At 27.1% G+C, this 13,215-nt stretch carries 15 protein-coding genes; 8 read left to right on the top strand and 7 right to left on the bottom strand.

Translation table 11 applies throughout. The annotated features are described in order from the left end of the window. Positions 1 to 4 precede the first annotated feature (4 nt). Positions 5 to 1,198 carry a glycosyltransferase family 2 protein gene (locus ACOTU8_RS01060; RefSeq protein ID WP_422341409.1) on the top strand — a complete coding sequence of 398 codons (1,194 nt, stop codon included), beginning with the start codon at positions 5 to 7 and terminating at the stop codon, positions 1,196 to 1,198. On the opposite strand, the gene ACOTU8_RS01055 is transcribed toward ACOTU8_RS01060, so the two are convergent. Then, positions 1,143 to 2,060 carry a glycosyltransferase family 2 protein gene (locus ACOTU8_RS01055; protein ID WP_422341408.1) on the bottom strand — a complete coding sequence of 306 codons (918 nt, stop codon included), beginning with the start codon at positions 2,058 to 2,060 and terminating at the stop codon, positions 1,143 to 1,145. The genes ACOTU8_RS01060 and ACOTU8_RS01055 overlap by 56 nt on opposite strands. A gap of 51 nt (positions 2,061 to 2,111) precedes the next feature. Between ACOTU8_RS01055 and ACOTU8_RS01050 the strand changes: the two genes are divergently transcribed. Genes ACOTU8_RS01050 through ACOTU8_RS01030 form a run of 5 tightly spaced genes read left to right on the top strand, consistent with a single transcriptional unit; the run spans position 2,112 to position 6,730 of the window. Further along, positions 2,112 to 2,993, top strand: coding sequence for an alpha-2,3-sialyltransferase (locus ACOTU8_RS01050; protein ID WP_422341407.1), 882 nt, complete (start codon positions 2,112 to 2,114; stop codon positions 2,991 to 2,993). Further along, complete coding sequence (locus tag ACOTU8_RS01045; protein ID WP_422341406.1) at positions 2,977 to 4,008, top strand: N-acetylneuraminate synthase family protein; 1,032 nt, start codon at positions 2,977 to 2,979, stop codon at positions 4,006 to 4,008. Before ACOTU8_RS01050 ends, ACOTU8_RS01045 begins: the two co-directional genes overlap by 17 nt. Further along, the gene (neuC, locus tag ACOTU8_RS01040) at positions 4,005 to 5,120 is read left to right on the top strand and encodes a UDP-N-acetylglucosamine 2-epimerase (protein ID WP_422341405.1); all 1,116 of its coding nucleotides are present in this window, start codon (positions 4,005 to 4,007) and stop codon (positions 5,118 to 5,120) included. The genes ACOTU8_RS01045 and neuC overlap by 4 nt, the downstream gene beginning before the upstream one ends. Further along, positions 5,117 to 6,055, top strand: a complete 939-nt coding sequence (locus ACOTU8_RS01035; protein WP_422341404.1) for a beta-1,4-N-acetylgalactosaminyltransferase — start codon at positions 5,117 to 5,119, stop codon at positions 6,053 to 6,055. The genes neuC and ACOTU8_RS01035 overlap by 4 nt, the downstream gene beginning before the upstream one ends. Positions 6,056 to 6,067: 12 nt before the next feature. Next, entirely contained in the window at positions 6,068 to 6,730 is a 663-nt protein-coding gene (locus tag ACOTU8_RS01030; RefSeq protein ID WP_422341403.1) for a cytidylyltransferase domain-containing protein, read from the top strand. Here the strand turns inward: ACOTU8_RS01030 and ACOTU8_RS01025 are convergent. Together ACOTU8_RS01025 and ACOTU8_RS01020 are read right to left on the bottom strand one after the other, a co-directional pair. Continuing rightward, positions 6,725 to 7,564 (bottom strand): glycosyltransferase, encoded by an 840-nt coding sequence (locus tag ACOTU8_RS01025; RefSeq protein ID WP_422341402.1) that lies wholly within the window; start codon positions 7,562 to 7,564, stop codon positions 6,725 to 6,727. The two genes, ACOTU8_RS01030 and ACOTU8_RS01025, sit on opposite strands and share 6 nt — an antisense overlap. Further along, positions 7,548 to 8,372 (bottom strand): glycosyltransferase family 2 protein, encoded by an 825-nt coding sequence (locus tag ACOTU8_RS01020; protein ID WP_422341401.1) that lies wholly within the window; start codon positions 8,370 to 8,372, stop codon positions 7,548 to 7,550. The genes ACOTU8_RS01025 and ACOTU8_RS01020 overlap by 17 nt, the downstream gene beginning before the upstream one ends. Positions 8,373 to 8,431: 59 nt before the next feature. Between ACOTU8_RS01020 and waaF the strand changes: the two genes are divergently transcribed. Further along, positions 8,432 to 9,391 carry a lipopolysaccharide heptosyltransferase II gene (gene waaF / locus ACOTU8_RS01015; RefSeq protein WP_422341400.1) on the top strand — a complete coding sequence of 320 codons (960 nt, stop codon included), beginning with the start codon at positions 8,432 to 8,434 and terminating at the stop codon, positions 9,389 to 9,391. Here the strand turns inward: waaF and gmhA are convergent. Genes gmhA through gmhB form a run of 4 tightly spaced genes read right to left on the bottom strand, consistent with a single transcriptional unit; the run spans position 9,372 to position 12,820 of the window. Next, positions 9,372 to 9,932: a D-sedoheptulose 7-phosphate isomerase gene (gmhA, locus tag ACOTU8_RS01010; protein ID WP_422341399.1), complete on the bottom strand. Its 561-nt coding sequence runs from the start codon at positions 9,930 to 9,932 to the stop codon at positions 9,372 to 9,374. The genes waaF and gmhA overlap by 20 nt on opposite strands. Further along, entirely contained in the window at positions 9,929 to 11,314 is a 1,386-nt protein-coding gene (gene rfaE1, locus ACOTU8_RS01005) for a D-glycero-beta-D-manno-heptose-7-phosphate kinase (protein WP_422341398.1), read from the bottom strand. The genes gmhA and rfaE1 overlap by 4 nt, the downstream gene beginning before the upstream one ends. Continuing rightward, positions 11,307 to 12,260 (bottom strand): ADP-glyceromanno-heptose 6-epimerase, encoded by a 954-nt coding sequence (gene rfaD / locus ACOTU8_RS01000; RefSeq protein WP_422341397.1) that lies wholly within the window; start codon positions 12,258 to 12,260, stop codon positions 11,307 to 11,309. Before rfaD ends, rfaE1 begins: the two co-directional genes overlap by 8 nt. Then, positions 12,257 to 12,820: a D-glycero-alpha-D-manno-heptose-1,7-bisphosphate 7-phosphatase gene (gmhB, locus tag ACOTU8_RS00995; protein WP_422341396.1), complete on the bottom strand. Its 564-nt coding sequence runs from the start codon at positions 12,818 to 12,820 to the stop codon at positions 12,257 to 12,259. The genes rfaD and gmhB overlap by 4 nt, the downstream gene beginning before the upstream one ends. Positions 12,821 to 12,900: 80 nt before the next feature. Here gmhB and ACOTU8_RS00990 point away from each other — a divergent pair, with 80 nt between their 5' ends. Further along, positions 12,901 to 13,203 (top strand): c-type cytochrome, encoded by a 303-nt coding sequence (locus ACOTU8_RS00990; protein WP_002852762.1) that lies wholly within the window; start codon positions 12,901 to 12,903, stop codon positions 13,201 to 13,203. Positions 13,204 to 13,215 lie beyond the last annotated feature (12 nt).

Raw genomic sequence — 13,215 nt, 5'->3', positions numbered from 1 at the left:
ATACATGAAAAAAGTAGGCGTAGTAATCCCCATATATAATGTAGAAAAATACTTAAAAGAATGTCTAGATAGTGTAATCAATCAAACTTATACTAACTTAGAAATCATACTAGTAAATGATGGAAGCACTGACAAAAACTCTTTTGAAATCGCAAAAAAATATGCCTTAAAAGATCAAAGAATCACTCTTTTTGATAAAGAAAATGGAGGATTGAGTAGTGCTAGAAATGTAGGTATAGAATATTTTAATGGAGAATATAAACTTAAAAATATAACTACACAAATCAAAGAAAATTCTTTGATAGAATTTGAACTAGATGGCAATAATTCTTATAATATTTATAAAGTATATAAAAGCTATAAAGCTTTTAATAATGAAAAAGATTTAACCAATTTCACTTATCCTAATATAGATTATATTATCTTTTTAGATAGTGATGATTATTGGGAATTAAACTGCATAGAAGAATGTGTTCCTAGAATGGATGGGGTTGATATAGTTTGGTTTGATAATATTGAATATTATGATATAGAAAGAAGTTTTTTAAAACATCATAGTCGCATGAAATATATATATATCAAAAAAGAATGCAAAATAAGTCCGGTTGATTGGTTTAAATATCTAATAAAAAATAAAAATAAAGATTTTGCATTTGCATGGAGTGGTATGATAAATTTTAATTATATAAGTGATAAAAAATTGAAATTTAAAAATTATATTTTTGCAGAAGACCATTTGTTTGGAATTTTACTTTTTTCACAAGCTAAGAATATTTATATTTATCCTAAAGTATTTTACTATTATAGAATTCGCACAAACTCTTTAACAAATCAGAATAAAAAAATTACTAAAGACAATATTCTTCCGTATTTTTATGATATATTCATTACTTTTAATGAAAATGCAACTTTAGCAAAAGAATATTTTAAATGTTATAGTTGGGTACAAACTAGTTTAGAGTTGGTTCGATTTATAGAAAATTATCACGATAGAAAAATTTCTTCATTGTTAAAAGATACTTTTTTATATTTTTATATTAAGAATGCATTTAAAATTAAAAAATTTAACAAAGATCCTTTATGTGCTAAAGAAAAATTACAACTATTAAAACCTTATAAAATTACAAAAATAAGATATAAAATTACAAGATTTTTGATTTATTATAAATTAAAATATACAAAAATTTTTTCCACTTAAATATATATTTTTGATATAAAACAATAATCTTGTAAAAAAACAATTTTTGATGTTTTTTTTGTTTATATTTTAATAGTTGAGTTTTTAATAAATATGTGATTAAAAAATACAAAGGTGTTTTTTTATTTTTAATTGATTTTAAAATATTTAACACAATTTCATACTCTTGAATATTAGTTTCTAAGGATTTGGTATTATTCGTTATAGAATTATTATTCACATATTGAGTATATAAAGGTTCTGCCAAATAAAATATTTCATTGGATAATATCATCAAAGGATAGTACAATAACACATCTTCTGCCATGTTAATTTTAATTTCTTTTTTAAGATTTAAAATAGCAAAAGCTTCTAAGTAAATATCTCTTTTGACTATTTTAGCCCACATAGTCCAAAATGGATTTTTTGTTTTTATTATTTGCGTTATAAAATCTCTATTGTTATATTGTTTTTGTTCTATATTTAATTTTTTTATTATTCTTTTTGTATTATTAATAAAAGCATCAAAAAACAATAAATCAATTTTACCCCCCCCCATATCTAAAATTTTAAAACACTCTTCACATGCATTAAGCTCTAAACAATCATCAGTATCTAAAAACATTATATAAGGTGAACTTGCTACTTTTACCCCCTCATATCTCGCTCTTAAAAGTTTTAAATTTTCTTCATTGTGTATAATTTTTATCCTATCATCTTTACTAGCATATTCTTTGGCTATATCTATACTTTTATCATTACCACAATCATCCACTACAATGATTTCTATGTCTTGAAAACTTTGATTAATGCAACTATCTAACGCTCTAGCAATATACTTTTCTACATTATAAGTTGGCAATATAATAGAAATTTGACTCATATTAACTCTTTGTTTTTGCTATAATTATACTATAAAATACAAGGTAATAAAATGAATACAAGTATAAACGCTTTAGTATGTGGCAATGGCCCTAGTTTACAAGATATAGACTATAAAAGACTGCCGGTAAATTACGATGTGTTTAGATGTAATCAATTTTATTTTGAAAGTAAATATTATACGGGTAAAAAAATAAAATATGCTTTTTTTAATCCCTTTTTATTTTTTGAACAGTATTATACCGCAAAACAACTTGTGCAAAAAAATGAATATATTATAGATAATCTTATTTGTTCTTCTTTTGATTTACCATATATAGATGGACCAAATTTAATCGAAAATTTTAAATTATATTTTAGTGATGCTTTTTTGGGTCATGAAATTATAAAAAAACTTAAAGATTTTTTTGCTTTTATTAAATATAATGAGATATATAAGAACCAAAGAATTACTAGTGGAGTTTATATGTGTGCTGTAGCTGTAGCTTTGGGATATAAAAACATATATGTATGTGGTATTGACTTTTATCAAAATACAAACAACTTATATGCTTTTGATAATAATAAGAAAAATTTATTAAGCATATGCGTTGGATTTAAAAATAAAAATTGCAAATTTATCAATCACTCAATGGCCTGTGACTTGCAAGCTCTAGATTATTTAATAAAAAATTATAATATAAATATTTATAGTTTAAATTCAGACAAATATTTTAAACTAGCTCCAAACATTGGAAACAATTTTACACTAAATAATAAACCAGAAAAATATATAAACGATATATTATTGCCAGCCAAGTATGCACAGAAAAAGTACTATAAAAAAGAAAATAAATTAAAAGAAAATGTTTATTATAAATTAATCAAAGATTTAATTAGTCTTCCAAGTGATATAAAACACTACTTAAAGGAAAAATATGCAAATAGAAATTGATAAATTGATTATATCTCAAGAAAATCCTTTGATAATTCCTGAAATTGGCATAAATCATAATGGTAGTTTAGAAATAGCAAAACTAATGGTGGATGCAGCCAAAAGAGCTGGATCTAATATAATAAAACATCAAACTCATATAGTTGAAGATGAAATGTGTCAAGAAGCTAAAAAAGTCGTGCCTGGTAACGCAAATATTAGTATTTATGAAATTATGAAAAAATGTGCTTTAGATTATAAAGATGAATTAGCCTTAAAAGAGTATGTAGAAAAACAAGGTTTAGTATATCTTAGCACTCCATTTAGCAGAGCTGCTGCAAATCGTTTAGAAGATATGGGTGTGAATGCTTATAAGATAGGTTCAGGCGAATGCAATAATTACCCTTTAATAAAACACATAGCACAATTTAAAAAGCCTATGATAGTAAGCACTGGAATGAATAGCATAGAAAGCATAAAACCTACAGTTAAAATACTTAAAGATTTTGAAATACCATTTGTTTTACTTCATACTACAAATTTATATCCCACTCCATCGCACTTAGTAAGATTAAAAGCTATGTTAGAATTATATAAAGAATTTGGTTGTCTTTATGGACTTAGCGATCATACTACAAACAACCTTGCATGCATAGGCGCTATAGCACTTGGAGCAAGTGTACTAGAAAGACATTTTACAGATACTATGAATAGAGAAGGTCCTGATATAATTTGCTCTATGGATGAAAATGCTCTAAAAGATCTCATAAATCAAACTCAAGAAATGGTTCTTTTAAGAGGCAACAATAATAAAAATCCTTTACAAGAAGAGCAAGTAACCATTGATTTTGCATTTGCAAGTGTAGTAAGTATAAAGGATATAAAAAAAGGTGAAATTTTATCTATGGATAATATTTGGGTAAAAAGACCCTCAAAAGGTGGAATAAGTGCAAAAGAATTTGAAAATATACTTGGCAAAAAAACAAAAAAAGATATAAAAAATAACACACAACTTACTTGGGAAGATTTTGAATGAAAAAAATAGTTTTTGTAAGTGGAACTAGGGCTGATTTTTCTAAGATAAAATCATTAATGATGAAAGTAGAAAATTCAAATGAATTTGAGCTATTTATATTCGTAACTGGCATGCATATGAGTAAAAAATTTGGTTCTACTTATATAGAAATAGAAAAATGTGGTTTTAAAAATATATACAAATATATAAATCATGATAAATATTATCAAATGGATAAAGCATTATCATCTACTATTGATGGATTTTCTAAATTTATACATGAAGTAGAACCTGATTTAATAATAGTACATGGAGATAGAGTAGAACCTTTAGCTGCTGCGATAGTTGGAAGTTTGAATAATATTTTAGTAGCACATATTGAAGGCGGAGAAATTTCAGGCACTATTGATGATAGTTTGCGTCATGCTATATCAAAACTAGCTCATATTCATTTAGTAAATGATAAGTTTGCAAAAAGGCGTTTAACGCAGCTTGGAGAAGATAAGAAATCTATTTTTATCATAGGTTCCCCAGATTTAGAATTACTAAACAATACTATATCTTTAGATGAAGCAAAAAAATATTATGATATAAAATTTAAAAATTATGCTATAGCTATATTTCATCCAGTTACTACTGAAATAAATTCTTTGTATAAACAAAGCGAAGAATTTGTAAACGCTCTTATTAAAAGTGGAAAAAATTATATAGTTATCTACCCAAATAATGATTTAGGTTTTGAATTGATTTTGCAAAATTATGAAAAAATTAAAAATAATGATAAGTTTAGAATTTTCCCTTCTTTAAGATTTGAGTATTTTATAAGCTTACTAAAAAATGCTGATTTTATCATAGGAAATTCAAGTTGTATAATAAAAGAAGCTTTATACCTTGGTGTAAATGGAATTTTAGTTGGTTCAAGACAAGATGGTAGAACTGATATTGATAAAATAACGAAAGTAAAAGCAAATCAAGAAGATATACTAGAAGCTATTTTAAATCTAAATATACACAACAATCCTATAAACAAACAATTAGAAATTTTAAATAGTTCTGAAGAATTTTATCAACTTTTAAAAAATAAGAGCTTATTTAGTATAAATAAGCAAAAGATATTTATGGATAAACAATGAATTTCTTTCATAATACTATAGCATCTTTAAGAACACTTAAAATTGCTAAAAAATTAAAATTTGATAACGAATATTTTTTAAATTTAAATAAAAATATTTACAATCAAAAGCATAAAGGATTTTTTGATTTTGATCCAAATGCAAAAGATTTAAAATCCCCATTAAATCCATGGGCTTTTATAAGAGTAAAAAATGAAGCAATCACCTTAAGAACATCACTTGAAAGCATGCTAGCTGCTATACAAAGAGGTGTTATAGGATATAATGATTGCACCGATGGAAGTGAAGAGATTATTTTAAATTTTTGCAAACAATACCCTTCATTTATACCGATAAAATATCCCTATGAAGTACAAATTGAAAATCCACAAAGTGAAGAAAATAAATTGCATAGCTATTATAATTATATTGCAAGTTTTATACCAGATGATGAGTGGTTTATAAAAATTGATGTAGATCATTACTACGATGCTAAAAAATTATACAAAAGTTTTTATATGGCATCAAAAAATACTGCAGTAAGATTCCCAAGAATTAATTTTCTAATATTCAATAATGAAATTTTTGTTCAAAATATAGGAAAAAATGGTTTTATCGATGGAGGAGACCAATTGCTAATTCAAAAATGCAATAGTGTATTTATAGAAAGAATGGTTTCAAAACAAAGTCAGTGGATTGATTCCAATCAAGTTGCAAAAGAATTATATTCTGAAGAACAAGTTATACCTAAAAATATAAAAATATTACAAGCTGAATTACTTCAATGGCATTTTCCTGCTTTAAAATATCGTAGAAATGATTATCAAAAATATTTAGATATTTTAACATTGGAAAATTTTAAAAAAATTCATTACAAGCATAGAAAAAAAAAAAAAATAGATTATGCAATGCTTGATAAAAAAGCAATTTATGAAATATTAAGCAAATTTAATTAGGGGTAATAAATAATGACTTTAGCCATAATACCAGCTAGATCTGGATCAAAAAGTATAAAAAATAAAAATTTGGCTCTTTTACACAATAAGCCTTTGTTATATTATACTATTAATGCGGCAAAAGACTCAAAATGTATAGATAAAATTGTTTTAAGTAGCGATGGTGATGAAATACTAGAATATGGAAAAACTCAAAACATAGATGTACTAAAAAGACCTAAAGAACTCGCGCTAGATGATACAACTAGTGATAAAGTTGTATTACATACTTTAAATTTTTATAAAGATTGTGAAAACATCATCTTGCTGCAACCTACTTCACCTTTAAGGACAAGTGTGCATATAGACGAATCTTTTATAAAATTTAAAAAAGAAAACTCGAATGCATTAATAAGCGTAAATGAATGTAATAATAAAATTTTAAAAGCTTTTATAGATAATAATGGCAGCTTAAAAGGAATTTGCAACGATAAATATCCATTCATACCTAGACAAAAATTACCAAAAACTTATATGAGTAATGGAGCTATTTATATAATAAAAACGAATTTATTTTTAAAAAATCCAACTTTTATGCAAGATAAAACAAGTTACTATATAATGGATGAAAAAGCTAGTTTGGATATAGATACAATAGAAGATTTAAAAAAAGCTAACAATATAAGCATTTTATGATTTTTTTATAAAGAATTTAGTTAAAAAGGAAAATATATTATCAGGTAATGTTTCCAAACAAGTATTTATATGGTTATATAAATTTTCTAATTGATGTTTATTTAAAAGTTGTCCGTAAATTCCTGTTTGATGAAAAATATTTTTTTCCATACTGTTTAATCTCCACATTTCTGAAAACAAATGCAAAAAAGGTTGATTAGTATCCATAAAGACATTATCATCTAAGAAAAATTTCACATTACACCATGAAATCTGACAAGTTCTTTTATAATCCCAAGCAAAATTTTCTAATCCACATTTTCTTACTTGATCTGCCAAAAACCAAGGTCCTATAACACCCCATGAAATTTGTTTTCTTTTATTAATAATTTTTTCTGATTCTCGTATAAGAATCTTTCCAAAATCTGAATATTTAGGAAATTTTAAAAAAGAGGTTGTAATTCTTGGTTTTTTATCATCCTCATCTACTTCTTGCGTAAAGATATATTCTTGATTTAAGTCTATGTGATTTAAACATATCATATCAAGATCTACCCATACCCCCCCCCTGAGATAGAGTAGATTAAATCTAAAAAAATCTGAAAAAGCAGCTACTCCAGCTCCTCTATCATCTCTAAAATAATTTTTAAAAGAAACAATTTCATTTGCATCTTTTAATTCAAAATCATCAAATAATTCATCTAATTTTCTAAAAATTTTATCATTAAGATTATAAGTATATAAGATAAATTTATATCCATTATCTATAAAAGATTTTATAGATAAAAGCTCCATTAAACCAATTCCCTTATAACCTTTAGGTGTATACCAAAAACTACTAACTTTCTGTTTCATAAACTCTCTTTTTTAAATCTATTTCCTCTTTTTCCAAAACCTCAAATAATTTTCGGTGGAAATCATCATTTTTAAAATCCATAGAAAACTTTTTTATAAGCTCATTGCTTTTCTTTTTATCTTTATAATTTTGCCATAGAATTTCTTTATTTTTGTTTTCATATCTTCCATTTTGATTAAATTCATAGTGATAAATACAAGTCTTAAAAACAGCTATTTTCTCACAAAACATAAAATAAAAATAACAAAAAAGCACATCTTCAGCATAACTTAAACACTCATCTATTTTAATTTTTTCAAAACTTTTTAAGATTATATCTTTTTTAAAACACTTCGCCCAAACCGACCAGCAAAAATGCCTTTGCCTGCTTAAAAATTCTAAAAACTGACCTTGATTAAAAACCTCATCTTGCTTAAAACGATAAAATCGCTTAGTTTTAACCCTATGCACAAAAGCATCAAAACAAAGTAAATCAAAACCTTTTCTCATCTCTTTAAAAGCTATTTCACAAGCATTTAAACTTAAAAAATCATCACTATCTAAAAACATTACAAAATCAGAGCTAGAATGCAAAATGCCTAAATTTCTACTTGCAAAAGTGCCTAAATTTTCTTCATTTTGAAAGATTTTTATCCTTGGATCTTTTTTAGCAAATTCTAAAACTATATTTAAACTTTCATCTTCACTTCTATCATCAACAACCAAAATTTCAATATCTTTTAAAGTCTGATTTATACAACTTTGTAAAGCCCTTAAAATAAAATCGCAAGAATTAAAAAGCGGGATTATGATCGAAAGTTGTGGCATATTTTTCCTAAAATTTTGTTAAAATATTAAAAACAATTCTATCAAAATTTAGGAAATTTATGAAAATTTTTATACACCTTCCCACTTGGCTAGGCGATGCAGTAATGGCTTCACCTGCCTTATACACTATAAAAGAACATTTTAAAGATGCTAAGTTTATCCTTTATGGTTCTTTTGTTTCTACAGCACTTTTTAAAGAATTTCCTAATTCTAAAATCATCATAGAAAATAAACAATCACGCTACAAACAAGCCCTATCCTTACGCAAAGAACTTGGCAAAATCGATCTTAGCATCGCTTTTAGATCTGCTCTTTCTTCTAAGATTATCTTACGCATTCTTAAAACAAAACAAAGATATTTTTTTGACAAAAACAAGTACAAAGAAGAACATCAAGTTTTAAAATACCTTTATTTTATAGAAAACTCACTTGACATAAAAGCTCATTCTAAAGACTTAAAACTTCCTTTTAGGCTAAAATTTCAAGGCCCTCTTATTTTAAAAAATGGTAAAAAAATTTTAGGATTAAATCCTGGAGCAAGCTTTGGAAGTGCAAAAAGATGGGATGCGAGTTATTTTGCTAAAGTAGCTTTAAATTTCAGCCAAAGTCATGAAATTTTAATCTTTGGTGCCGGAAAAGCCGAACAAGAACTTTGTAATGAAATTTATCAAATTTTAAAAGAACAAAACATAAAAGTAAAAAATCTTTGCAATAAAACCACCGTCAAAACCCTTTGTCAAAATATTGCTTTTTGTGATCTTTTCATCACAAACGACAGTGGTCCTATGCATATAAGTGCAGTTTATAAGATAAAAACCGTGGCTATTTTTGGCCCTACAAAATTTACCCAAACTTCACCTTGGCAAAATCAAAACGCAAAATTAGTACATTTAGATCTAACTTGTATGCCTTGTATGCAAAAAACCTGCCCATTAAAACACCATAAATGTATGAAAGATTTAAAACCTGAAAAAGTAATAGAAAAAGCAATAAATTTACTTAAAAACCCTCATCTATAATCTGACAAAGTGTATGTATAATCAAAATGTGCACTTCTTGAATTCTAGCCGTATCATCGCTTGGTACAACAAGATTATAATCGCAAAGTTTATTCATCATTCCACCGCCTTTTCCGCTAAGTCCTAAACAAAGTATATTAAGCTCTTTTGCTTTTTTAAAAGCTTCTAAAACATTAGGGCTTTTTCCACTGGTTGAAATACCAATTAAAACATCATTTTCATTTCCTAAAGCTTCCACTTGTCTTGAAAAAACAAACTCAAAGCCATAGTCATTTCCTATAGCACTAAGTGCTGAAGTATCTGTTGTAAGCGCTATACCTGCCAAAGCTTTGCGTTCTTTTTTATAACGCCCACTAAGCTCAGCTGCAAAATGCTGGGCATCAGCTGCACTTCCACCATTTCCACAAATAAAAATCTTGCCACCTTTTTTAAGACACTCGCACAAAAGCTCGCCTACTTTAGCAATTTGCCCTTTTAAAATTTCACTTTCTTGAACGATTTTTTGATGTTCTTGCCATTCTTTTTCTACTAAATTTATCATTTTTTATCCTTTATTTTTTCTATGATCTTACTCGTACTAAAACCCTCTTCAAAGTCGATTAATTCGACCTTTGAAACAATATCCGCACCCACCACAAGCTTATCTTTATAATCCGCCCCTTTAACCAAAATATCAGGCTTTAAAAAACTTATAAGTTCCAAAGGCGTATCTTCATCAAAAATCACTACAAAATCCACAAAATAAAAAGCTGCCAACATACAAGCTCTTTGAAACTCTGAATTTATAGGACGACTCTCGCCTTTGAGTCTTTTCACGCTCACATCCGAATTTAAACCTACAACTAAAATATCACCCAATCTTTTAGCTTTTTCAAGATATTTTATATGCCCAAAATGCACTATATCAAAACAACCATTTGTAAAAACGATCTTTTTATCATTTTGTCTTAAAAGCGTTAAAAGTTCTTCTTTGCTTTTGATTTTTTTCTCAAAATCCACACGCTTAAAACTCTTAATCTCATCAAAACTTACACTCACGCTACCTATTTTACTCACCACAACGGCTGCAGCCTCATTAGCAAGCTCGCAAGCTTTAAAAATTTCAATCTTATTTGCCAAGCAAAAAGCTAAAACCGCAATCACACTATCGCCTGCTCCTGTTACATCATAAACCTCTAAAGCCTTAGCAGGTGCTATTTTTAAACTCTCATCAAAAAGTGCAATTCCAGCTTCTGAAAGAGTGATGATAGAATAACGCAAAGAAAAGTCTTCTTTTAATTTTTTAATACCCTTTTTTAAATTTTCTCCCTCTAAATTTTCAAATTTCAAAGCTTCTAAAGCTTCTTTTTTATTAGGCGTGAGTAAAGTTGCACCGCTGTATTTACTAAAATCACTGCCTTTAGGATCAACTAAAACAGGAATATTTAAAGCATTAGCTTTTTCTATCAAAGCCTTGCAAACCTTAGGTGTTAAAATACCTTTAGCATAATCACTTAAAATCACAGCTTTAAATTCTTTAATCTTTTCATCAAATAAACTTATAAGTTCATCTTCGAGCAAAATTACACTTGTATCTTCTTTATCTAGTCTTAACACTTGTTGATTATGTACCATAATGCGGTTTTTAAAAGGAGTTTTACGTCCTTTTTGGATTAAGAATTCTCCTTTTAAATTTTCTTTTAAAAATTTTCCATTCTCATCATCGCCTATAACACCAAGCGCAAAAACATCAGCTCCTAAGCTTTTTAAATTTGCATAAACATTCGCAGCCCCGCCTAATCTTTTATCTTCTTTTAAATTTTTAGCTACTAAAACAGGAGCTTCAGGGCTCACACGCGAACAATCACACCAAGTGTAATTATCCACCATAAAATCACCTATAATTAAAATTTTAGGTTTTTGCTGGCTTAAAAACTCAAGCATTTACTTCCTTTTCAAAAAGTCTTTTAATTTCTACTAGATAATCTTTTATTCCCTCTTCAAGACTGAATTTTGGCTTATAATCCCAAGTTTGATCTAGCTTTGCTTCAGTGTGAAATTGATAAGATTTTACATAAGGATTTGGGATATATTCACAAGGTAGATTAGTATCTAGTTCTTTTTGTAAAATATCGACTATATCTTGAAAAGTCCTTGCCTTACCACTGCCTACATTATAAACCCCGCATTTTGAATCAAGGGCGATTAAATTGGCACTAATAACATCTTTAATATAGGTAAAATCTCTATAAATTCGATCACTTCCTTGAAACAAGCGTGGATTTTTCCCAGCTAAAATTTGATGACCAAATTGCAAAACCATAGAAGCGGTTTTATTTTTATAAAATTCACCTTTTCCATAAATATTAAAATATCTAAGTCCTACTAAATGGGCTTTATCGTAGTATTTTTTTGCTAACTTATCCATCATCAATTTTGAAAAAGCATAAGGATTTTTAGGTTCTTCATCTTTGCCGACGGTTTGTGGACTTTTTGCATCACCATAAACCGAAGCTGAACTTGCATAAATAAGTTTTGCATGAAGTTTGATGCTTAACTCTATCAAGTCTTTAAAAGTATTTAAATTAGTTTGTAAAATCTTAGTTTGATCAAAAACTGTTGTATCTGAAATCGCTGCTTGATGAAAAATAATCTCTGGTTTAAAATCTTCAATTTTTTTCAAAACTTTTTCATCATTTATATCGCCCACAAAAAGTTCTCCATCAAATTCAAGCAAATTTTTAAAATGACCAAAACTTTGCAAATTTCCATTTTCAAAAATCAAGCTGCTACGCATTTTATCAATGATTAGAATTTCATGTTTTTTTTGTAAATTTAAAGCCAATTGCGAGCCTATAAACCCTGCACCACCTGTAATCACTATTTTCATGAATTTTCCTTTTTTCTAAAAAAGCTCAAAATTTCTTTTAAATTTGTAAATTGTCTAAAAAAATTACCCTCTTTTTTTTCCTCGTTAACTAAGATTAAAGTACCAATATTAGCATTTAACCCCGCTTGCATATCGCTTAGATTATCACCTATAAAGATAGAATTTTTCATATCTAGCTTAAACTCATCTTTTGCTTTTAAAAGCATTCCTGCTTTAGGTTTACGACACCCACAACCTTCTAAATGCGGACAATGGTAAATTTTATTAATTTTTATATCTTGTTTGGCAAATTCTTTAAGCATATAATCACAAAGTTTGAAAAAATCACTTTCTTTATAATATCCTCTTGCTATGCCTGATTGATTTGTCGCTATAAAAAGCAAATAATTTTTAGCTAAAAAATATCTACAAAGCTCAAAAATTCCATCACAAAATTCGAAATCTTCTATTTTATAGACATATTTTTTATCTATATTAATCACACCGTCTCTATCTAAAAATAATGCTTTTGTTTTCATAAAAACATTATAATATAGCTTTTTTAAAAAGAAAATAAACATTATCTTTAATTTCTTAAGATTTTTATAAAAATAAAGATATATAATACCTAGTAATCTAATTTTTACTAAGGAGAAAACAAATGAAAAAATTATTAGTAGTTTCTGCTTTGGCATGTCTTGGCGTTTCTGCTTTTGCTGCAGATGGTGCTACACTTTTTAAAAAGTGTGCAGTATGTCATGGTGCAAATGCTGACAAAGTTTACTTAAACAAAGTTCCAGCTTTAAAAACTCTTTCTTCTGCTGAAAGACTTCAATACATGAAAGAATACTCAGAAGGCAAAAGAAATGCTTATGGTCAAGGTGCGATCATGAAACTTAACCTTAAAGGTTTAACTGAAGAAGATTTTAAAGCTATCGAAGCTCATATTGAAACTTTAAAATAATTTCTAAAAAAG

It is taken from the genome of Campylobacter jejuni (assembly GCF_049221745.1).
Lineage (GTDB): Bacteria > Campylobacterota > Campylobacteria > Campylobacterales > Campylobacteraceae > Campylobacter_D > Campylobacter_D jejuni_E.
This window is presented reverse-complemented; position numbering and strand designations above follow the sequence as displayed.